21 protein-coding genes are annotated in these 21,795 nt (G+C 41.4%); all 21 read right to left on the reverse strand.

Going from position 1 to position 21,795, the window contains the following annotated elements; translation table 11 throughout:
- Positions 1 to 35: 35 nt before the first annotated feature.
- Entirely contained in the window at positions 36 to 761 is a 726-nt protein-coding gene (locus ACH6CZ_RS03680) for a GntR family transcriptional regulator (RefSeq protein WP_374096064.1), read from the reverse strand.
- A 393-nt stretch (positions 762 to 1,154) separates the two neighbouring features.
- The gene (locus tag ACH6CZ_RS03685; protein ID WP_374096065.1) at positions 1,155 to 3,509 is read right to left on the reverse strand and encodes a DNA translocase FtsK; all 2,355 of its coding nucleotides are present in this window, start codon (positions 3,507 to 3,509) and stop codon (positions 1,155 to 1,157) included.
- Between the two features lie 84 nt (positions 3,510 to 3,593).
- Complete coding sequence (locus ACH6CZ_RS03690; RefSeq protein ID WP_374096066.1) at positions 3,594 to 5,261, reverse strand: ribonuclease J; 1,668 nt, start codon at positions 5,259 to 5,261, stop codon at positions 3,594 to 3,596.
- A 156-nt stretch (positions 5,262 to 5,417) separates the two neighbouring features.
- Positions 5,418 to 6,311 (reverse strand): 4-hydroxy-tetrahydrodipicolinate synthase, encoded by an 894-nt coding sequence (gene dapA, locus ACH6CZ_RS03695; RefSeq protein WP_374096067.1) that lies wholly within the window; start codon positions 6,309 to 6,311, stop codon positions 5,418 to 5,420.
- Between the two features lie 5 nt (positions 6,312 to 6,316).
- Positions 6,317 to 7,501, reverse strand: a complete 1,185-nt coding sequence (locus tag ACH6CZ_RS03700) for an aspartate kinase (protein ID WP_374096068.1) — start codon at positions 7,499 to 7,501, stop codon at positions 6,317 to 6,319.
- 27 nt (positions 7,502 to 7,528) lie between these two features.
- Positions 7,529 to 8,572, reverse strand: coding sequence for an aspartate-semialdehyde dehydrogenase (asd, locus tag ACH6CZ_RS03705; RefSeq protein ID WP_374096069.1), 1,044 nt, complete (start codon positions 8,570 to 8,572; stop codon positions 7,529 to 7,531).
- 100 nt (positions 8,573 to 8,672) lie between these two features.
- Entirely contained in the window at positions 8,673 to 9,272 is a 600-nt protein-coding gene (locus tag ACH6CZ_RS03710) for a dipicolinate synthase subunit B (RefSeq protein ID WP_374096070.1), read from the reverse strand.
- Between the two features lie 4 nt (positions 9,273 to 9,276).
- The gene (dpsA, locus tag ACH6CZ_RS03715) at positions 9,277 to 10,161 is read right to left on the reverse strand and encodes a dipicolinate synthase subunit DpsA (protein WP_374096071.1); all 885 of its coding nucleotides are present in this window, start codon (positions 10,159 to 10,161) and stop codon (positions 9,277 to 9,279) included.
- Between the two features lie 16 nt (positions 10,162 to 10,177).
- Positions 10,178 to 10,462: a YlmC/YmxH family sporulation protein gene (locus tag ACH6CZ_RS03720; RefSeq protein ID WP_374096072.1), complete on the reverse strand. Its 285-nt coding sequence runs from the start codon at positions 10,460 to 10,462 to the stop codon at positions 10,178 to 10,180.
- Between the two features lie 105 nt (positions 10,463 to 10,567).
- Entirely contained in the window at positions 10,568 to 11,806 is a 1,239-nt protein-coding gene (locus tag ACH6CZ_RS03725; RefSeq protein ID WP_374096073.1) for a M16 family metallopeptidase, read from the reverse strand.
- A gap of 148 nt (positions 11,807 to 11,954) precedes the next feature.
- Positions 11,955 to 14,069 (reverse strand): polyribonucleotide nucleotidyltransferase, encoded by a 2,115-nt coding sequence (gene pnp, locus ACH6CZ_RS03730; RefSeq protein WP_374096074.1) that lies wholly within the window; start codon positions 14,067 to 14,069, stop codon positions 11,955 to 11,957.
- A gap of 124 nt (positions 14,070 to 14,193) precedes the next feature.
- Complete coding sequence (gene rpsO, locus ACH6CZ_RS03735) at positions 14,194 to 14,463, reverse strand: 30S ribosomal protein S15 (protein WP_374096075.1); 270 nt, start codon at positions 14,461 to 14,463, stop codon at positions 14,194 to 14,196.
- Between the two features lie 140 nt (positions 14,464 to 14,603).
- Positions 14,604 to 15,545: a bifunctional riboflavin kinase/FAD synthetase gene (gene ribF / locus ACH6CZ_RS03740; RefSeq protein WP_374096076.1), complete on the reverse strand. Its 942-nt coding sequence runs from the start codon at positions 15,543 to 15,545 to the stop codon at positions 14,604 to 14,606.
- A gap of 13 nt (positions 15,546 to 15,558) precedes the next feature.
- A complete protein-coding gene (gene truB / locus ACH6CZ_RS03745) occupies positions 15,559 to 16,470 on the reverse strand; it encodes a tRNA pseudouridine(55) synthase TruB (RefSeq protein WP_374096077.1) in 912 nt (303 codons plus the stop codon).
- Between the two features lie 233 nt (positions 16,471 to 16,703).
- Positions 16,704 to 17,048, reverse strand: coding sequence for a 30S ribosome-binding factor RbfA (gene rbfA, locus ACH6CZ_RS03750; protein WP_039808966.1), 345 nt, complete (start codon positions 17,046 to 17,048; stop codon positions 16,704 to 16,706).
- 35 nt (positions 17,049 to 17,083) lie between these two features.
- On the reverse strand, positions 17,084 to 17,362 hold the full coding sequence (locus ACH6CZ_RS03755; protein WP_374096078.1) for a DUF503 domain-containing protein: 279 nt from the start codon (positions 17,360 to 17,362) through the stop codon (positions 17,084 to 17,086).
- Positions 17,362 to 19,518 carry a translation initiation factor IF-2 gene (gene infB, locus ACH6CZ_RS03760; RefSeq protein ID WP_374096079.1) on the reverse strand — a complete coding sequence of 719 codons (2,157 nt, stop codon included), beginning with the start codon at positions 19,516 to 19,518 and terminating at the stop codon, positions 17,362 to 17,364. Before infB ends, ACH6CZ_RS03755 begins: the two co-directional genes overlap by 1 nt.
- A 13-nt stretch (positions 19,519 to 19,531) precedes the next feature.
- Positions 19,532 to 19,840, reverse strand: a complete 309-nt coding sequence (locus tag ACH6CZ_RS03765; RefSeq protein ID WP_374096080.1) for a YlxQ family RNA-binding protein — start codon at positions 19,838 to 19,840, stop codon at positions 19,532 to 19,534.
- Positions 19,837 to 20,112, reverse strand: coding sequence for an RNase P modulator RnpM (gene rnpM, locus ACH6CZ_RS03770; protein ID WP_374096081.1), 276 nt, complete (start codon positions 20,110 to 20,112; stop codon positions 19,837 to 19,839). Before rnpM ends, ACH6CZ_RS03765 begins: the two co-directional genes overlap by 4 nt.
- Before the next feature lie 14 nt (positions 20,113 to 20,126).
- Positions 20,127 to 21,251 carry a transcription termination factor NusA gene (gene nusA, locus ACH6CZ_RS03775; RefSeq protein WP_374096082.1) on the reverse strand — a complete coding sequence of 375 codons (1,125 nt, stop codon included), beginning with the start codon at positions 21,249 to 21,251 and terminating at the stop codon, positions 20,127 to 20,129.
- A 21-nt stretch (positions 21,252 to 21,272) separates the two neighbouring features.
- On the reverse strand, positions 21,273 to 21,740 hold the full coding sequence (gene rimP, locus ACH6CZ_RS03780; protein ID WP_374096083.1) for a ribosome maturation factor RimP: 468 nt from the start codon (positions 21,738 to 21,740) through the stop codon (positions 21,273 to 21,275).
- Positions 21,741 to 21,795 lie beyond the last annotated feature (55 nt).

Consider the following 21,795-nt stretch of genomic DNA (forward strand, 5'->3'; position numbering starts at 1 on the left):
ATTTTTTCGTGTATTAGTAGGAATGCATAAATGCATTAAACACGCTTACGTACAACATGAAAACTAAATCGATCAGCTTTAAAATAATTCAGAGAATAAAGAATAGGCTGATCTTTATCATCATAATGAAGCTGCTTTAAAACAAGTAAAGCAGTTTCAGGTTCACAACCAAGGATTGGTGATACTTTCTCATGATAGCCTGCAGGTTCAATGTGGGTAACAGCATAAGATATGTACATACCCCCATTTTCCTCAAGCAATGAAAAAATCGACCGGTCCTCATGTGTAAATGAAGTAGGCATCAGATCTGCCGGAATTTTATCAATGCAATAAACAACCGGATCCCCATTTGCTGTTCTTACCCGCTCAATGATTGTCATATCATCATCAGGTGAACAGTTAAAACGGTGTATATCTTCATCAGTCGGCTGATGTAATGATGAGCTCAGGAATACTGTGCCCGGTTCCATCCCAGCCATCCGGATCATATCAGTTACGCTGTATAACTGTTCGATTCCTGAAGAAAATAGTGGCTTTGCATTCACAAACGTTCCTACACCGTGACGCCTGACAATCCTGTTTTCTTCTTCCAAAATTCTCAATGCTTCTCTCAGTGTAGCCCTGCTGATCCCCAGCTGCCTCGAAAGTTCAAATTCTGAAGGCAGGCGTTCTTTTTCCTTATAAACGCCTTTGTCGATATCCTTCTTCAGTCTGTCAATTACCTGAAGATACAGATGCCGATTATCTGATTTAATAGTCATATAAAGACACCACCAACTCTTTTGACATCAGACATCTGATGTATTTCATTCCTACTAATCGAAAATACTATAACACTTTTCTATTTGAAAAGGAATACAATTGTGTAGTTTTCACAAAAATTCTTTCTATTTGATTACATATAAATTACAACTGTTACAACATTATAAAGAACAGTGAAAAGAAACCCTTTAAAATGGTAATATAAGGTTTATAATCGGCTCTTTATATCGTTATAGTATTTCTGAAAGCGGTAACAATAGTATATCCTATTCTATTATTTCTTGTATATAGGTCAGACATCAAATGTCTGATTTTTATTAAATATATTTTTAAAAGTTCATAAATCGTTAACCGCTTAAAAAAACAGCAGATTTCATCACCTGCTGTTTTTATTACTCTTCTTCACTTTTCGCTTTCAATACAGTTCTTGGCTTACTGCCTTCATACGGACCGACAATTCCCTGCTGTTCCATGGCATCGATTAACCTTGCAGCACGGGTGTAACCCACTCTGAATCTTCTTTGAAGCATTGAGACAGATGCCGTCTGCATATCAACGACAAGATCAACTGCTTCTCCATATAACTCATCATCAGATGATTCAGGTTTAGAGTCATCCACTTCATCGGGTATCATCTCTTCCTGATATTGAGCTTTTTGCTGTTCAATTACAGCATTTACTACCTTTTCAACTTCTTCATCACTCAAGAATGCACCCTGTACTCTTACTGGTTTATTAGCACCAACCGGCATAAATAACATATCTCCCCGGCCAAGCAGTTTTTCAGCTCCACCTGTGTCAAGAATTGTTCTTGAGTCGATTTGAGATGAAACTGCAAATGCAATTCTCGATGGAATATTTGCTTTGATAACGCCAGTAATGACGTCAACAGACGGTCTCTGTGTTGCAATAATCAAATGAATACCTGCAGCACGAGCCATCTGGGCAAGCCTTGTAATGGAATCTTCCACATCATTTGATGCAACCATCATCAGATCTGCAAGCTCATCAACAATGACAACGATAAAAGGCAGTTGAGGCTGCTTTTCTTCATTCTTCTCATTGTGCTTTCTGACATATTCATTATAGCCTTCAATATTTCTCGTCCCTGTATGCGAGAAAAGATCATATCTTCTTTCCATTTCGCTGACCACTTTTTTAAGCGCCTGCGATGCTTTTCTGGCATCCGTTACAACTGGTGCAAGTAAGTGAGGAATACCGTTATACACGTTCAGTTCAACCATTTTCGGATCAATCATCATCAGCTTCACTTCGTGCGGTTTTGCACGCATCAAAATTGACACAATAATCCCGTTGATACAAACTGATTTTCCGCTGCCTGTTGCACCTGCCACAAGCATATGTGGCATTTTATTTAATTCAGCTGCTACAGCTTCACCGGTAATATCTCTGCCAAGACCAATCAACAGCTTTGAGTCATCCCGTTTGCTTTTATTCGCTTCAAGCACTTCCCTGAGGGAGACCATGGCTACTTCTGTGTTTGGGACTTCAATGCCAATTGCAGATTTACCGGGAATTGGTGCTTCAATTCTAATGTCCTTAGCGGCAAGTGCGAGTGCAAGGTCATCGTTTAAATTAACAATCTTACTAACCTTTACACCTACATCAGGATGGACCTCATATTTTGTCACAGCAGGTCCGAGATGGACTTGTGTAACTTTTGCTCTGACACCAAAGCTTTGAAAAGTCTTTTCTAATTTTGATGCGTTCTTTTGTATTGCTTTATATTCACTGCTCTGATCAGCATGCGGCGGCACTGATAGAAGATCTAATTGTGGAACTTTATATTCTTTGTTTTCAACTTCTTCCACTCCAGGTGAAGAGGTGAATTCTTCGAGTGCGGGATCCGGTGACTCTTCTTCATGCACCGCTTTCTCTTGATCAGTATCATCTTTAGTTTGCAGCGGCTCCTGAACCGGTGCTGCCTTTTCAGCAAAACTTGAGATCAGCGGTTCAAAGCCCTGCGAATCTTCTTCTTTATCTTCATCTTCTAACATTTCTTTAGGCGCTTCTATTTTACTTGAAGCAGATCGCCTTGATATCTGAGTCTGTTTCCGTTTGGCAAGTCTTGCATCTTGCTTTTCACTTATCCAGTCAGCTATCAATGTGATAAGACCCTTCAATTTTTCTCCGATCCAGGAAACAATTATTCTTCCGGTCTCCCCTACCGATTTACCCGAAATCATAATCAGACCAATAATCAATAGCGTAGCGGAAGCGACTTTTGAGCCTGTAGATCCGAATAACAGATCAAAAATGGCATAAATGAATGCTCCTATCATACCTGCACCGGCATTTTCAGTAAATTCATCAGTCAGAATGGTGTGCGTCTGAACAAGCACGCTGCTGCTGGTGATGAACTGATCACGTGCCAGCTGATCAAATAATAAAACATGACTGAGTAAAAAAATACTGATTAAAATGAGTATGCTCCCAATAATTTTTGACCCCTTAAATGAAGGCAGCCCTCTGTAAAGAATCGCGTAAACTGATAGCAGGATAATGATAATCGGAAAAAGCAGCTGAAAGTTACCGATTAAATACGTGAAGACCAACGTAAATAACTGTCCGGCAGCCCCAAGCTGAAATGCAGCGATAAGCGCCATCGCGATCATAACGATACCTGTTAATTCATATGTAAGTGCTGTATTTTTCTTTCGCGCTCTTTTCGTATTTTTTCTGGCCTGAGTTTTTCTTTTTACTGGTTTTCTTTTGGCTTCAGCCATATCATCTTCCTCCTTTTCCGGCTGAAAAAAACAGACAGAAAAATTCTGCCTGTTTTTGATTAATTGCTTCAGTCATTCCTGAATTTATACTTCCATGATAATTGGTAAGATCATTGGACGTCGTTTAGTACGTGTGTATAACAGGTGATTTAGTGAATCCCTGATTTCCTGCTTAATGCCTGACCAGTCAAATGTACGATTTTCAACATTTTTCTCGACAATGTTTCTTACCACTGTCACTGATTCTTCCATCAGCTTTTCTGATTCCCTTACGTATACAAATCCTCTGGAAATCACTTCAGGGCCTGCAGCGATTGTTTTTGTTTTACGATTTAATGTAACAACAACTAACAGGACACCATCCTGAGATAGCAGTCTTCTGTCACGCAGAACAATATTACCTACATCCCCTACACCTTTACCGTCAATCAGGACATTGCCTGTTTGAATTCTTCCGCTCATTTTCATTTTACCCGACTGGTATTCAACAATATCACCTTTATCAGCAATGAAAATATTCGCACGCGGTATACCCATTTCTTCAGCAAGGCGGCCATGTGTAATTAAATGACGGTACTCTCCCTGGATTGGTATGAAGTATTTTGGCTTCATTAAGTTCATCATCATTTTAAGATCTTCCTGGCTGCCATGACCTGAAACATGTACATTCTTACTTGAAGTCAGTACATTCGCTCCAGCCTTTGTCATTTCGTTTACAGAACGGTACAGATATACTTCCATTCCAGGTGATGGTGTGAATGTAATCAGGACTGTATCACCTTCTTGTATATTCACAATCGGATGAGTCTGGTTCGCCATGCTCTCCATTACTTTGAATGGCTCGTCATGCGTACCTGATAATATAATCACAATCTCATCATTATTGTACTGATCAATTTCATGCGGTTTAATACGCGTTTCTTCTTCATACGTTAAGTGTTCAAGTCTGGAAGCAACATTCACGACACGCTCAGCAGCTTCCCCGATAACAGCAACTTTTCTGTCTGAAGCAGCAGCTGCATCAAAGATTTGCTGAATACGAATCAGATTTGATGCATAACATGTGACAATGACTCTTCCATTCGCCTGATTAATGCTGTTTGACACATGTTTTTCAATAACCGCTTCAGAAGTAGTGTGACCCGGCTTTTCAGCTTCTGTACTATCTGATAGCAAAGCAAAAACACCTTTATCTCCAAGCTTGGCCATTTTTCCGATATTAGATGCATAGCCGCCACGGGAAGACTGATCAAACTTAAATTCACCCGTATGTACGATTGCACCTTCAGAAGTATGAATCGCAATACCAAGCGAATCCGGAATACTGTGTGTTGTATTAAAGAATGTGACGTTAACAGAGTCAAATTTCATATTGCTCTTTTCATGCACTGTATAAAACTTCACGCGATCTTTATAGCCATACTCTTTTAATAATGCTTTTGCAAGTGCTACTGTCAGTTTAGATCCATATACAGGCACTTTCACTTTTTCAAGTAAGTAAGGAAGCGATCCGATTGAATCGTCATGACCGTGCGTCAGAAAGATTGCTTTAACACGTTCTTTATTCGCTTCGATATATTGGAAATCAGGAATGACAATATCAATTCCAAACATCTCATCTTCAGGAAACATTAATCCTGAATCAATAATAAATAAATCCTCGTCCACTTCAATGACATACATATTTTTTCCGATCTCGCCTACTCCGCCGAGGGGAATAATTTTTACTTTTTCATTTTTCTCTTTAGACAAACTAATTTCCTCCTACAAAAATGTTATCCGACCTTTTGAAACAGCTGTGTTCATTATACTGTAAGATTGGAAAACTGTACATGTATTTGTGAACAGCCAGCGCTGTAAAAACAGAAAGGTCTTTTTCCGGATCGGAAAAAGACCTTCTCATGATCTTTAAGAAATACCTGACATTTTTAAACGGAATTCATTTAAAGCTTCTCTCAGCTGAGTCTCTTCATTCTGGTCCAGTTCAACTAACGGAAGTCTTACGCCCCCGCATAAAATGCCCTGATGATTCAGTGCAGATTTAACCGGTGAAGGGCTGGGCTGGGCAAATAGGGCTCTTGTAAGCGGCAGAAGCAGCTGATGGATCGACGCTGCTTTTGAATGTTCACCACTTAGAAAACAGCTGATCATTTCCTGCATTTCATTCCCCGCAACGTGAGATGTAACAGATACTACACCCGCTCCCCCAATTGAAAGGAGTGGCAGTGTCAGTCCGTCATCACCGCTGTAAACCTGAAATTGATCCTCAGTACCTGCAATAATTTCTGTCATCTGATCGAGGCTGCCGCTTGCTTCTTTCACAGCGACAATATTAGGGACAGATGATAATGAAATCACCGTTTCGGGTTCAATATTCACGGCTGATCGCCCGGGAATATTATAAATCATCACAGGCAGGCCAACCTTTTCAGCTACTTCAGTAAAGTGTTTCTTCAGCCCTGCCTGACTCGGCTTACTATAATAGGGAGCAACAAGCATAATTGCATCAACTCCCGCATCTTTCGCAGCCAATGACAGACTGATCGTAGAATCAGTACTATTCGTACCTGTTCCTGCTACGACTGGCACTCTGCCATTTACGAATTTTACAGTTGCTTTAAATAGTTCAATTTTCTCTTCTGATGTCAGCGTCGGTGATTCACCTGTAGTGCCTGCTACCACGAGAGAGTCTGTTCCATTGTCTAATAGATGGTTAATAAGATTTTCCAGTCTGCCATAATCTATGCGATTCTGCTGATCAAATGGAGTAGTCATTGCAGTGGAAACTCTGCCAAAATTCATTTTCTTCACTCCTGTATGGTTACTAGTTCATTGTTAATAAAAAATTGATGCAGCAGCTGTTGTGCCAACACTGACTTATTACTGTCGAGCAATATCCAAAACGTCATGTGACTGTCAGCTGTCTGCCAGATATTAATTTTGTTTTCCGTCAGCAATGTGACAATCGAAGATGCCACTCCCGGACGTCCCGCAATTCTGCTGCCAATCAATGCAATTTTAGACACCTGGTGCCTGCAGCTGAAATAAATATGATGATGATCCAGCGTATTTTTTAATAACTGATAATCTTTATCCTGAATTGTAAACTTTACTTCTCTCGGTTGAATGGAAATCAGATCAATACTGATTTCTTTTTCAGCAAGCAACCTGAAAATATGATCACAATCCTGTGCCTGGACAGAAATTTGGACGAGATTTTCCACAGCTGTCACCGAATGAATTGATTCTGCGTGATCTGCCTGTAGTCCAATCCATGTACCGCCTTCTCCGGATAAATCCCCTGTCCAGACTGGAATATTTCCTTTTCTTGCCCACTCCACCGCTTTGGGATGAATAATCTTCGCGCCTTGATGTGCAATATGAAAAGCTTCATCATATGAGAGCCTTTCTACAACCTCTGCATGATCTACAATGTGTGGATCTCCACTCATTATACCTTTCACATCTGTATAAAGCTTACATGATGATGCTGTGATCGTAGCAGCGATTGCACAGGCTGAAGTGTCACTTCCTCCGCGGCCGAGTGTTGAAGTCCTGCCTTTATTATCTTCCCCCTGAAACCCGGGAACAATGATGACATCTGAATGGTTCAGCGCTTCACAAAGAACAGATGGACTGACTGAGAGAATATCAGCATTATACGTTTTGTCTGTTTTAATTCCAGCCTGTTTTCCTGTCAGAATCTCACTTTTAATCCCTTCATGGTGAAGCGCAGCTGAAAATATTGCTGCAGAGATTAATTCACCACACGACAGTAAAAGAGATTTCTGATGCGGCGGCAAGTAACGCTTTTCAGTTAATGATAAAAGCGTATCCGTTGCATATGGATCTCCCATTCTGCCGATAGCTGAGACAATGGCAATCACCTGGTGGTTACGAGATAATTCACGTTTCACATTCCGAACGGCAGCTTCTCTCTTATATGACTCTGATAGTGAAGTCCCACCGAATTTCAAAACTGAAATTGGCAATGTAACGCTCCTCTCTAAGAGTGCGCATTAGACAAGCTTTAGTTTAATCAGACTTTCTGCGATTTGTACTGAATTCCACGCAGCTCCTTTTAATAGATTATCTGAGACGATCCACATATGGAATCCATGATCCTCATCCGGATCTTTTCTTACTCTGCCTACAAATACATCTGTTTTACCTGCAGCTGTGCTTGGCATCGGATACTCCTGCTGATCAGGGTTATCCTGAAGTGTCACACCGGGTGCCCCAGAGAGAATTCTGTGAATATCAGCTGTATTCTTTCCTTTTTCTTCAACTTCTATATAGACAGATTCTGCATGCCCCGTTTCAACTGGCAGTCGTACACAGGTAGCTGAAACTTTAAGTGAAGGCATATGCATAATTTTCTTGGTTTCATTGATCATTTTCATTTCTTCGAACGTATAGCCGTTTGTATCAAACACATCAATTTGCGGGACGGCATTGAAAGCGATCTGATAATATTTTTTATCCCCTTTTACAGGTAAGACATTTGCCTCTGGCTCTTCACCGTTCAGGATTGCCTGAGACTGTGATTTCATTTCATCAATTGCCTGTACCCCCGCGCCGGACACTGCCTGATACGTTGACACAATTACTTTCGATAGTCCGAGCTCTTTTCTGATTGGTTCAAGTGCTGCGACCATTTGAATCGTTGAACAGTTTGGATTTGCGATAATCCCTTTGTGATCCTGCAGATCTAATTCATTTACTTCCGGAACGACAAGTGGTACATCCGGATCCATTCTGAATGCACTTGTATTATCTATAACAATTGCCCCGCGTTTTGCTGCTTCAGGAGCAAGCTTTTTTGAAATGCTCCCTCCAGCTGAGAATAATGCAATATCAATCCCTTCAAAGCTTTCAGGTGTTGCTTCTTCAACCGTTACCGGAGCACCATTGAATTGAATTGTCTGCCCTGCGGATCTTGCTGATGAAAGGAGTTTAATTGTTCCAACTGGAAAATCTCTCTGCTCAAGCATTGAAAGCATCTGAGTTCCGACTGCTCCTGTTGCACCTACTACTGCTACGTTATATCCTGTACCTTTCATTGAAAAAACTCCCTCCTACTCTTCCCCTGTAATGCGTTAGACAGGTAAAGCACTAATGTGTATTCATACAACACATTGTATCATTTATTCTTTGAATTTCTCAATCTCTTTTACTCTTTGTTCTTAATGTTATGACAGGCTGATGCTGTCTTCCATTTAATGCCTGAATCACCGTCTCCGGAAGTTCTTCCATATGAGCAACCAGAGAATTCGGTTTTTTCTCAGGATCATCCTGACTGAAAGGAACAAAATACAGATTTTTCGCCGCCATCAGTTTCATCAGATTTATTCCATTTAAGCCAAGACCGTCATTTGTAGATATAGCAGTGACTACAGGTTTATGATTTCGCATTGTTGCTTTTGCCGCCATTAATACCGGGGAATCTGTCAATGCATTCGCAAGCTTTGCCAGCGAGTTCCCTGTTAAAGGTGCAATGACCATACAATCGAGCGGCTTAACTGGTCCAAGTGGTTCAGCATCTGCAATTGATCTGATACACTGATTACCTGAAGCCTGCTCAATTTTTTTCACCCACTCTTCACCTTCGCCAAATCTGGTGTTAGTAGTTTGCATTGTAAAACTGACTACCGGTATAATTTCTGCTCCCATCTCTTTTAATCGAATGAGCTGAGGTAATGCCAAATGGTAAGTACAATGAGAACCTGTAAATCCAAAACCAATCCTCTTTCCTTTTAACATTTGTTTATTCCCCTTTTTCAATGATCTTATCAAGAATGGCCTTTGCCAGGATATTCCCTGCCGTTTTTGGTGCAACAAGCCCTGGCAAACTTGGCGCTTCTAAATAGTGTATATTTTTTTCACCGGTCAGCACCCGCTGTCTTGCATTAGGATGAGACGCAAGTTCGATGATAAATATGTTAGGATGACTTGCTGTTAATGTCTCTTCGTTGATGATGTCTGCTCCGGGAATTGTATTGATCCATATATTTGCGTCTTTTATACATAAGTGAAGATCTTTTAAATGCATAGCCTTGACGCCTACCTCATTCATTCTTGCGATCTCTGATTTATTATTCGACAAGGCGGTTACTTTTGCACCCAGTGAACGCAGTACCCTTGCGGCAGTCAGACCGACTCTCCCACAACCGGTAATGACAACTTCAGCACCATGAATCGTGTAATCAGTATCCTGAATGATCAGCCACAGAATTCCTTCAACTGTAGGGATTGAATTTTGAATGGCAATGTCATCTTCTTCAAACAAATAAACAAATTCCCTCTTACTTGATGCAGTCCAGGAGGTCTCTATACCTGAAAACAACAAGCAGCTTTCTGGACATCTTTCTAATAACTGATGATTAATGTTAAGGTTTGCTGCGCTGAAAGAAGATTTTATGTCACCATCAGATTTGATTCCGCTCACCGGAAATATGAGTGCATCAAGTGCTTCATAAGGAATATCATCTACCTGTACTTTCCGGTAGCCCGGTTCAGTCAGGTTCAACTGATCAAATCCGCATAAAAAGACCTCAGCACCCTTTTTACAAAGTGCTTCAGCGATAACAAGCTGCCTTGCATCTCCACCGACAACTGCAGTCTTCTTACCTAATAATTGTTCTTTATACACCAGGCATCCACTCACTTCATTCTTCTTTATTCTCCGGTATATTATGTAATTGAGGGTGATCTTGTGATTGTTTGCCTTTGATCAGGATTAATTCTTTTCCTACGGCATGAACACTTTTCCACGGAATCGCATATTCACCTTTTGATCGATTAAAAGGACTCATCTTGCCTGCAGGTACAAGTATATTGAGTATTTCTCCCGACTCATCATTAAATTCAATATCTGCATTACCAAGAATCCCCATTCTCTCTGCTTCATCAATATTAATCATTTCTTTTCTATATAGTTCGCTCATTCTCATTACGTTTCCCCCTCAGATTTTTTTGTTCCTGATCCTAATACATATGTGGAGACGCAGTGAAATATAAAAAAGATGAGACAAATTCGTCTCATCTTTCTTTTCACGTTAATATACTGATACTTTTTCTCCCTGAGGTGAAATAACTGAAGATGCAAACTTCCCACCCAGTACCTGATCAGCTACTTTCTTAACAGATTCCTGAGATACCTGATCAATTTTTTCAATCATCTCATCCATTGAACGGTGACGCCCGAGCATCAGTTCATTTTTACCGTTGCGGCTCATTCTTGCATTTGTGCTTTCGAGTCCGAGAACCAAATTCCCTTTTAATTGTTCTTTAGATGAATGAAGTTCATCATCTGATAAACCTTCTGCTTTCAGCTTGTCAGTAGTAGACTGGATTGTATCGTAAAGTGCATCAAGCTGCTCAGCACCTGTTCCTGCATAAATCGTTAGCAGTCCGCTGTCACGGTGAGCGGAGTGATAGGAAAAGACTGAATAAGCAAGTCCTTTATCTTCTCTTACATCCTGAAACAGTCTTGAAGACATACTGCCACCCAGTACATTGTTCATCACGATTAAGCTGTAAGTATCCTCATGACCGATTGGCAAACCGTCATACCCCAGACACAGGTGAGCCTGTTCAGTTTCTTTTCTTCTTGATAAATGAGCATAATTAAATGCAGGCTGCTCATTTTCTTTTTTCTCATCGGAAGACGCTGTGTAATCGCCGAATAAAGCTTCTACCTCTTTAATAAATTCCGGGCCAATATTCCCCGCAACTGATACAACAACATCTTCAGGACGATACATTTCATAGACATACTTTTTGAGGTCACTGCTTGTAAAAGATTTTAATGTTGTCTCAGTACCAAGAATCGGATAGCCAAGCGGATGATTCCCATAGACTGCTTCACCGAGCAGATCATGCACAATATCATCCGGCGTATCTTCATACATCTTAATTTCCTCAAGAACTACATTCTTTTCTTTTTCAAGTTCATCAGCATCATAAACAGAATTAAAAAACATATCTGCCAGTACGTCTAGTGCATGCTTTGCGTGATTATCCAATACTTTTGCATAATAGCAGGTATATTCTTTTGAAGTAAATGCATTAACGTGTCCGCCGATGCGGTCAAATTCTTCTGCAATCCTTCTGGCTGAACGTTCTTTCGTTCCTTTGAACAGCATATGCTCTATAAAATGTGAAATGCCGTTGTTACGCTGATTTTCATCTCTTGAGCCTGTACCAATCCATATTCCTACTGCAGCAGATCTGACTGAAGGTATATGCTCATATACAATCCTCAAACCATTTTTGCAGGTGTGACGTGTAATCATTTAAAACATCTCCTAAACTTATTGCGCTTAATGAAACATTTTACTACGGATAACGATTTTTTTCATCTGTAAAAGCTTTAAATCATTGAACCGCAGACATTTTATTTAATTCCATAGAAAAACCGGCTTCTTAAGCCGGTTTTTTATCTTATTTCTGCTCTTCTTTTTCTTTTTGCTCTTTAATCACAGCTTTGCGTGACAAGTTCACACGGCCCTGATTATCAATTTCAGTTACCTTCACTTCAATCTGATCGCCAAGTGAAAGGACATCTTCCACTTTGTTTGTACGTTCTTCCTGAAGTTCAGAAATATGCACAAGACCATCTTTACCGTTAAAGATCTCTACGAAAGCACCGAATTTCTCAATTCGCTTTACTTTACCAAGATAATTCTGTCCGACTTTTGCTTCTCTGACCATATCTTCAATAATCTGCTTCGCTTTCGCATTCATTTCAGAATCAGCTGATGCGATGAAAACTGTACCATCCTGCTCGATATCAATTTTAACGCCTGTTTCTTCAATGATTTTATTGATTGTTTTACCACTTGGTCCAATGACATCACGGATCTTGTCAGGGTTAATAGAAAGCTGAATAATTTTAGGCGCATATTCAGAAAGTTCTGTTCTTGGTTCACTGATCGTTGAAAGCATTGAATCAAGGATATGCATTCTGCCTTCTTTCGCCTGCATCAGTGCTTCTTCAAGAATTTCTTTTGTCAGTCCTTCAATCTTAATATCCATTTGAAGTGCCGTTACACCTTTAGCTGTACCGGCAACTTTGAAGTCCATATCGCCAAGGAAATCTTCCATTCCCTGAATATCAGTAAGGATTGTATAATCTTCACCCGACTTTACAAGACCCATTGCAATCCCCGCTACAGGAGCTTTTAATGGAACACCGGCATCCATCATTGCAAGCGTACTTGCACAAATACTTGCCTGTGAAGTAGAACCATTTGATTCAAGTACTTCTGATACAAGACGGATTGTATAAGGGAAGTCCTTTTCATCAGGAAGAACTTTTTCAAGGGCACGCTCACCAAGGGCACCGTGACCAATCTCACGACGGCCCGGTCCACGAATTGGTCCAGTTTCCCCTACGCTGAATAATGGGAAGTTATAATGATGCATGAAGCGCTTAGACTCTTCAAGTCCAAGACCATCAATGATCTGAACATCTCCAAGCGGTCCGAGTGTTGCAATACTCAAAGCCTGGGTCTGTCCACGTGTAAAGAGACCTGAACCGTGCGTTCTTGGCAGTGTACCAACTTCAGAAGAAAGCGGTCTGATTTCATTTGGTTTACGGCCATCAGGGCGAAGCTTGTCCTGTGTAATCTGACGGCGAACTTCTGCTTTGACCATCTGATCAAGCGCTTTTTTCGCATCTTTGATATAGTCTTCTTCAGCCTCTTCTTCTTCAAGAGCTGCAAGTACTTCATTTTTCACTGCAGAAATCGCTTCGTCTCTTGCATGCTTTTCATGTGTCTGCACAGCAGAAACCAGCTTTTCGCCTGCCATATCCTGCATTCTGCTGACAACATCAGCGTCAAGCTCGGATAATACGATTTCTCTTTTTTCTTTACCACACGCTGCTACAATCTCTTCCTGGAAAGCGATCAGCTTTTTGATCTCTTCATGGCCAAACATAATCGCTTCAAGCATCTTCTCTTCAGACACTTCAAAAGCCCCTGCTTCAACCATGTTAATTGCATCTTTTGTACCTGCAACGATTAGTTCCATTTCACTTTTATTCTGCTGTTCAATTGATGGGTTGATAATAAATTCTCCATCAATTAATCCAACCATCACACCAGCGATCGGTCCGCCAAATGGAATATCCGACACACAAAGTGACAGTGAAGACCCAAACATAGCAGCCATTTCAGATGAGCAGTCCTGGTCTACACTCATGACCATACTCATGATCTGAACATCATTACGGAAACCATCAGGGAATAACGGACGGATTGGACGGTCAATCAGGCGGCTTGTCAATACAGCACGCTCACTCGGACGACCTTCACGCTTAATGAATCCACCCGGAATCTTACCTACTGCGTACATTTTTTCCTCATAGTTAACTGTTAATGGGAAGAAATCCAGTGGTTTCGGCTCTTTTGAACCTGTAGCTGTACTTAGGACAACCGTATCACCATAACGGATAAGGGCAGCACCACTCGCCTGCTTTGCAAGCTGGCCTACTTCAACTGTAAGTTCTCTTCCTGCCCAGTTGGTTGTGAATACCTGTTTATTCTGATCCATCTAAAAACCCCTTTCTTGATTAAACATAGGAAATCATTTTACTGTTCTTTTCACTATGTACAAAATGTATCATTTTTATCCTAATAAAAAAGCGGGACGAGGCCCGCTTTTCATCTTTGCATTCTTATCGACGAAGACCAAGTTTGTTGATTAGTTCGCGGTAACGAGCTACGTCGTTCTTACGAAGGTATGCCAACAGATTACGGCGACGTCCTACCATTTTGAATAGACCGCGACGAGAGTGGTGGTCTTTCTTATGAGTACGAAGGTGCTGGTTCAGGTTGTTGATATCTTCTGTAAGAATCGCAACCTGTACTTCTACAGATCCTGTATCTCCTTCGTGTGTGCGGAATTCCTGAATAATTTCGTTCTTGCGTTCTTGAGTAATAGCCATAGTAAATAGCCTCCTGTATTTTTTATTAAAATCCCCAGTTACCGAGCAGACGGCGGAGTAACCGCGATGCCAAGCAAAGGTTCATTCGTACATCAATATACTACCATAAGCGTATTGCTGATGCAACCTGCAGTCATATGCTACTTCTTAAGAATCTCAACTGCTTTGTTTTTGTCTTTTTCAATCTGCGCAATCAGTTCTTCCACACCGTTAAACTTCTGTTCACTGCGGATCCGCTCAACCCACTGAACCTGAACCTTTTCACCATATATACTTTCATTAAATTCAAATAAATGTACCTCTACACTCAGCTCTGCCTGATCCGGGTTATTAAATGTGGGCTTGTACCCCACATTGCAAACACCATCATGCCAGCTGTTGTTGACATTCATCCTCACTGCATATACACCAGGTGCAGGGATCAAAAGACCGTTCAGCGTTTCAATATTAGCCGTTGGAAAACCGATTTTTCTCCCTCTTTTTTCGCCGTGGACGATCAGACCTTCTGTTTCATAATATGACCCGAGCAGTTGTGCTGCTTTCTCGGGATTTCCATTTGACAAAAGCTCACGTATTCTCGTTGAACTAATTTTTTCATGGTCATCTGTCTGTTTTTCAATCGTAGTTGAAGTAAATTTACCACGCGCATGAAATGGCAGTGTTTCCATTTTACCTCTGCCAAATTTCCCGTATGAATAATCAAAACCGGCTGTAATATGAACAGCATTTAAGCCGATTAAGTATTGATCAACAAACTCCTGCGGTTCAAGAGATGCAAATGCGGAGGTAAAGCGCACAACTAGCAAGTAATCAACACCTAACATTTCAATCTTCTGAGCTTTTTGCTCTAGAGAAGAAAGATACTTCACACTGCTCTTTTTGCTGCTTAACACAACAGATGGATGAGGATCAAAAGTCATTACAGCACTTTTTACGTCATGTTCTTTCGCATAGTCCAGTGCGCCTTGAATTACTTTTTGATGTCCAAGGTGAACACCGTCAAAAAATCCGAGTGCGATTGAAAGAGGTGGAAAATCTTTTTGTGTCAATTCATGTGGATGGTGAAGAGTATATACTTTCATGTTAATTCCTTTCTCATCCTGTCCAAATCACTTTAACTGGCTTCATCATTCCAGCCTTTTCCGGATGTAGGTGATAAATAGCCAAAACGTTGTGCTCATAAAATACTGCCACCGGCTCGCCCATCTCTCCCGGCCAGTCGATTGGAACCGGCAAAACAGCACCATGTTTCACTTTACTAGCAACTTTATCACTTACTGAGATCTTCTTCAATCCAGATAACCCGAGCTCTAGCGGTTTTAATACAGATTGTTGATCCTGAAGCGCTGCCAGCTCTTCAATCGTGACACAGTCAGATGCTGTAAATTGTGCTGAAGAAGTCCTTGTCAGCTTGGACATGTGACCTGGAAACCCAAGCAATTCCGCGAGCATAACGGCAAGCGTTCTGATGTATGTACCTTTCCCGCAGGAAATGTCAGCTTCAAACTTAAACGTATGATTTGATTCATCAAAAATCAGCGAAGATTTGTCTATTTTGATTTCATGAATACTCACAACTCTTGATGGCCGTTCAATTGTTTTACCGGCTCTTGCATACTCATACAGCCTTTTCCCATCCACCTTCACTGCTGAATACATTGGAGGTGTCTGCCTTATCTCGCCAGTTAGCTGTTGTGCAGCCTTGTTCAGCTGATCAATTGAAAATGGACTCTCAACATCTTTTTTCTCAATCACGCTGCCTGAAGCGTCTTCAGTTTCGGTTGATTCACCAATGACAAATTGAGCTCTGTAGGACTTCCCTGCTTCTGTTATGTACTCTGCAATTTTTGTTGCACGGCCTATACAGATAGGTAATACACCATCAACATCAGGGTCGAGTGTGCCGGTATGTCCTACTTTTTTTGTTTTTAAAATTTTTCTGATTTTAAATACGCAATCGTGGGAAGTCATCCCGGGTTCTTTCCAGAGTGGTAGTATGCCGTTCATATTGATGTCTCCTGTTCAGTTAAATTGATCATAATCTTTAAAAATGCTCTGTTAAAGGTGGCTGGAGATTTCCGCGGCCGGGCGGTGAGTCGGCACACCGTGCTTCTTCTCACCTGTCCCTTCCTGCGAGCTACCGCCCTACGCTCCAATTACCAGCTGTACTAAAACAACAAGTAGCATTTAACAAAGCCATTCAAAAAAGGCAGGCAGAATGGTTTCTGCCTGCCTTTTTCTTATTCACGTTCTTTCAAATCACGAATTAATGACTCAATACGGTTACCCGTTTCAATTGATTCATCAAATTCAAATAACAGTTCAGGTGTTTTACGAAGCCTGATTCTCTGTCCAATTTCAGAACGGATAAATCCTTTTGCTTTAGCGAGGCCGCGAAGTGTGTTTTCACGCTGTTCATCATCACCAAGTACAGTAATGTATACTGTCGCCTGCTGAAGATCACCAGTCACTTCAACATCCGTTACAGTAACAAAACCGATTCTCGGATCTTTGATCTTCCGGCCGATAATATCGCCAAGCTCTTTTTTCATTTGTTCTCCGACTCTGTTTGAGCGCAATGACATAACATGCCACCTCTTATCAAGAAGATTTGTTTCCGTTAAAGCCATTCTATCCTGGCAGCAACGGGTTCCCACTCGGGAAAAGATTCCATGAGTGAAATCGCCCGCTTAATTTCAGTTTCAGCAGCTGCATAATCTGCAGCTGCTGAAACGAGTTCAATGACTGTTCGCTGCCACTTATCCTGATAGTCTATCTCAGCAGCGGAAACATTATACTTTTGCTTTACCCTTGTAAGGACCCGTTTTAACACAGATCTCTTATCTTTTAATGAGTGTGAAAGAGGTAAGTGAAATTCACATTCAGCTCTGACAATCATCAGCGTTTGATTTCTTCCATCACAAACGCTTCAAAAATGTCCCCTTCTTTTACATCATTATAGTTTTTAAGCGTAATACCGCACTCGTAGCCTTTTGCTACTTCCTTGGCATCGTCTTTATAACGCTTAAGCGTATCAAGTTCGCCTTCAAACACCACGATACCATCACGGATCAGTCTGACGCCGCTGTCGCGTGTAATCTTGCCTTCTGTTACATAACTTCCGGCAATCGTTCCGACTTTTGATACTTTAAATGTCTGACGCACTTCAGCCTGACCGATTACTTTTTCTTCGAATTCAGGGTCAAGCAGTCCTGTCATTGCAGATTCAATTTCTTCAATGACCTTATAGATAATTCTATGAAGTCTCACATCAACTTGTTCTGCATCCGCTGCACGTTTTGCATTTGCATCAGGACGTACGTTAAATCCGATCACAATTGCATTTGAAGCGGCAGCAAGTGTGATATCAGATTCTGTGATAGCCCCTACTGCAGTGTGAATGATTTTTACATTTACACCTTCAACTTCAATTTTCAGAAGTGAGGCAGCAACTGCTTCGACAGATCCCTGCACATCACCTTTAACGATGACATTCAGATCTTTCATTTCTCCCTGCTTCATTTGTTCGAACAGGTTATCAAGGGATACGCGTGTTTTCTCACCGCGCTGAGCCTGAAGTGCCTGCTGCGCACGTGATTCACCAATTGAACGTGCCGTTTTCTCATCTTCAAATACGACAAAGCGGTCACCGGCAAGCGGAACATCATTCAATCCTGTGATTTCAACAGGAGTTGACGGACCGGCTTCTTTCACGCGGCGGCCAACATCATTGACCATTGCACGTACGCGGCCAAATGTTGTACCAACAACGATTGGATCACCTACGCGTAATGTACCATCCTGTACAAGTAGTGTTGCAACTGAACCACGGCCTTTATCAAGTTCGGCTTCAATGACAGTTCCCATTGCACGGCGTGTTGGATCTGCTTTTAATTCTTCAACTTCAGATACAAGACCAATCATTTCAAGCAGGTTATCAATACCTTCACCCGTAAGTGCTGATACTGGAACAAAGATTGTATCTCCGCCCCATGCTTCAGGTACAAGGGCATGTTCAGTAAGCTCCTGCATTACGCGATCAGGGTTAGCTGATGGCTTGTCCATTTTGTTCACTGCAATAATAATTGGTACTTCAGCAGCTTTCGCATGGTTGATCGCTTCAACTGTCTGAGGCATTACACCATCATCTGCTGCAACAACAAGGATTGTAATATCAGTCACCTTTGCGCCACGTGCACGCATTGTCGTAAACGCTGCGTGTCCAGGTGTATCAAGGAACGTGATTTTCTTATCTTCATGATCAATCTGGTAAGCACCGATATGCTGGGTAATACCGCCTGCTTCACCTTCTGTCACTTTTGTTTTACGGATTGAATCAAGAAGCGTGGTTTTACCATGGTCAACGTGACCCATAATCGTTACAACTGACGGACGTTCAACCAACTTTTCAGCATCTGGTTCTTCTTCAAAATATGTTTCAAGATCTGTAGAATCAACAAGAATTTCTTCTTCAACTGCTACACCATAATCATCACAGATCAGTTCGATTGAATCTTTATCAAGTTCCTGATTGACTGTTGCCATAACACCAACCATAAAGAGCTTTTTAACGATTTCAGAAGGTTCTCTGTGGAGCTTTTTTGCAAGCTCTGCTACAGTTAGTGATTCTGTAAATGTAATTTTCTCAGGAAGCTCTTTTGGCTTCATCGGTGTTGGTGTGAAAGGCTGTTTATTCTTTTGATTACGGTTGTTCTTGCCGCCTCTGTTCTGGCCTGGACGCTGTTGTCCACCGCGTCCTTTGCCGCCCTGGTTGCCCTGTCCGCTTTTACCGCGGTTTTGTGGCCCGCCACCCTGGCCGCCACGATTTTGCTGACCGCCGCCGCGGTTTTGGTTTTGTGGCTTATTCTGTGCTTGAGGCTTGGCTGATTGATCCTGCCCCTTTGTGTAAACCTTATCGAGTTTAGTTACAGCATCACCTTCTAGTGTTGCCATATGGTTCTTCACTTCAATATTAAACGTTTTTAATTTATCAATTACTTCTTTACTGGTGACATTTTGCTTTTTTGCGTATTCATATACACGTACCTTACTCATTCGTTCACCCCCGTTAAGATTCGTCGAGCAGTGAGATCAGTTTATCAGCGAAGCCTTTATCAAGTACTGCAACTGTTACCCTTGCATCCTTGCCGATCAGTTGTCCAAGCAGATAGCGGTCATTGATCATTCTGACCGGAACCTGATAGTAGGATGCTTTATCAGTCACTTTTTTTTTCGTGTTCGCTGATGCATCCTCTGACAGTAAAACCAGTTTTGCTTTACTGTTTCTGATCTCTTTTACAACTAATTCTTCGCCGGATATTACTTTTCCTGCCCGAGTCGCAAGACCCAATAAAGACATCCATTTAGGCTGTCTCATTTGCTTCCCGCTTCCACATAAGCTAAAAGCTCGTCATAGAGCTCTTCCGGAACTTCAGCTTCTAAGTGGCTTGATAATACATTTTTCTTTTTTGCTTTTAAAATTGCTTCTTTATCTTTAGATAAATATGCACCGCGTCCTGATTTCTTTCCGGTCGGATCAATAGAAACGACCCCTTCTTTAGAACGGACGATGCGGATCATCTCTTTTTTTTCTTTCATTTCATGCGTAGCAACACATTTGCGTAAAGGTATTTTGCGTTTTTTCGTCACTGGAATAAACTCCTTTACTCAATGTCGTCATCCGGATATGAGAATGAATTCTCCATATCTTCATCTGAGAAAAGCGGCTGATCATCGCGTGGGAAGATACCCATTTCACGTGCATCAGATTCACTCTTAATATCGATCTTCCAGCCTGTCAGCTTTGCTGCAAGCCTTGCATTCTGACCGCGCTTACCAATTGCAAGAGACAATTGATAATCAGGAACAACGACCGTTGTTGCTTTATCTTCTTCATTCACCTGCACATCAACAACTTTTGATGGGCTTAGTGCATTTGCAACGAATACAGTCGGATCTTCTGACCATTCAACAATATCAATTTTTTCACCTTTCAGCTCATTGACGATTGCCTGAACACGTCCACCCTTGGCACCTACACATGCGCCTACTGCATCCACTTCTTCATTATCAGAATGAACCGAGATCTTAGAACGGTCTCCTGCTTCACGGGAAACAGACTTTATTTCAACTGTTCCATCAAAGATCTCCGGCACTTCAATTTCAAACAGACGCTTTAAAAGGCCCGGATGTGTGCGTGATACAAAAATCTGAGGACCCTTAGTCGTTCGTTCAACCTTAGTGATATACACCTTGATCCGATCATGCGGCTTGTATGATTCATTTGGCATTTGCTCATTTAAAGGAAGTAATGCCTCAATCTTACCTAATGCCACATAAATAAACCTGTGATCCTGACGCTGGACAATACCAGTCATGATATCATCTTCACGGTCAACAAACTCAGTATAAATAATGCCTCTTTCAGCTTCTCTTACACGCTGTGTTACAACCTGCTTTGCAGTCTGAGCAGCGATACGGCCAAAGTCACGCGGCGTTACTTCAAGCTCAACAATGTCTCCCACTTCATAAGCAGGGTCAATTTCATGCGCATCATCAATTGAAATCTCAAGACGGGAATCAAATACTTCATCTACAACTTCTTTTCTGGCAAAAACACGCATAGATCCGTTATCAAGATTTAAATCAACACGGACGTTTTGTGCCTGATTAAAGTTGCGCTTATAAGCAGATACAAGTGCTGCTTCGATTGCATCAATCAGTACATCGCGGTCAATCCCTTTTTCTTTCTCAAGGTATGTGAGCGCATCGAGTAATTCAGTACTCATTCTTTTCTCTCCTTTCACCGGTTAAAATGTAACAGCTAACCTTGCTTTTGCTACTTTTTCTTTTGGAATTGCCATTTCTTTCTTTCTCGTTTTGATGGTAACCGTAATATTCAGTGTTTCTCCATCATAATTGTCCAGTACGCCTTCTATTTCTTTCATGCCATCGATTGGCTCGTATGTTTTTACGTATACCTGTTTGCCAATTGCATTGTGAAAGTCCTTTTCCTTTTTCAGAGGGCGCTCAGCACCTGGAGACGAGACTTCAAGAAAATAGTTCTGCTGAATTGGATCGAGCTCATCAATTTTTTCACTAAGACGTTCACTGACAATCCCGCACTCTTCAATATCAACGCCGGACTCCTTATCAATGAACACGCGAAGAAACCAGTTGGATCCTTCCTTCACAAACTCCACATCTACTAGTTCAAGGTTCATATCCTCTAGAATTGGGTTTACAAGTTCTTCAGTTAGTTCTGTAATTTTACTCATCTGTTTCCTCCATCATTCTCTGAAAAATGCCTGAAACAACACAAAAGAGCGGGCG

Source organism: Jeotgalibacillus sp. JSM ZJ347, assembly GCF_044383825.1.
In the GTDB taxonomy this organism is placed as follows: Bacteria; Bacillota; Bacilli; order Bacillales; family Jeotgalibacillaceae; genus Jeotgalibacillus.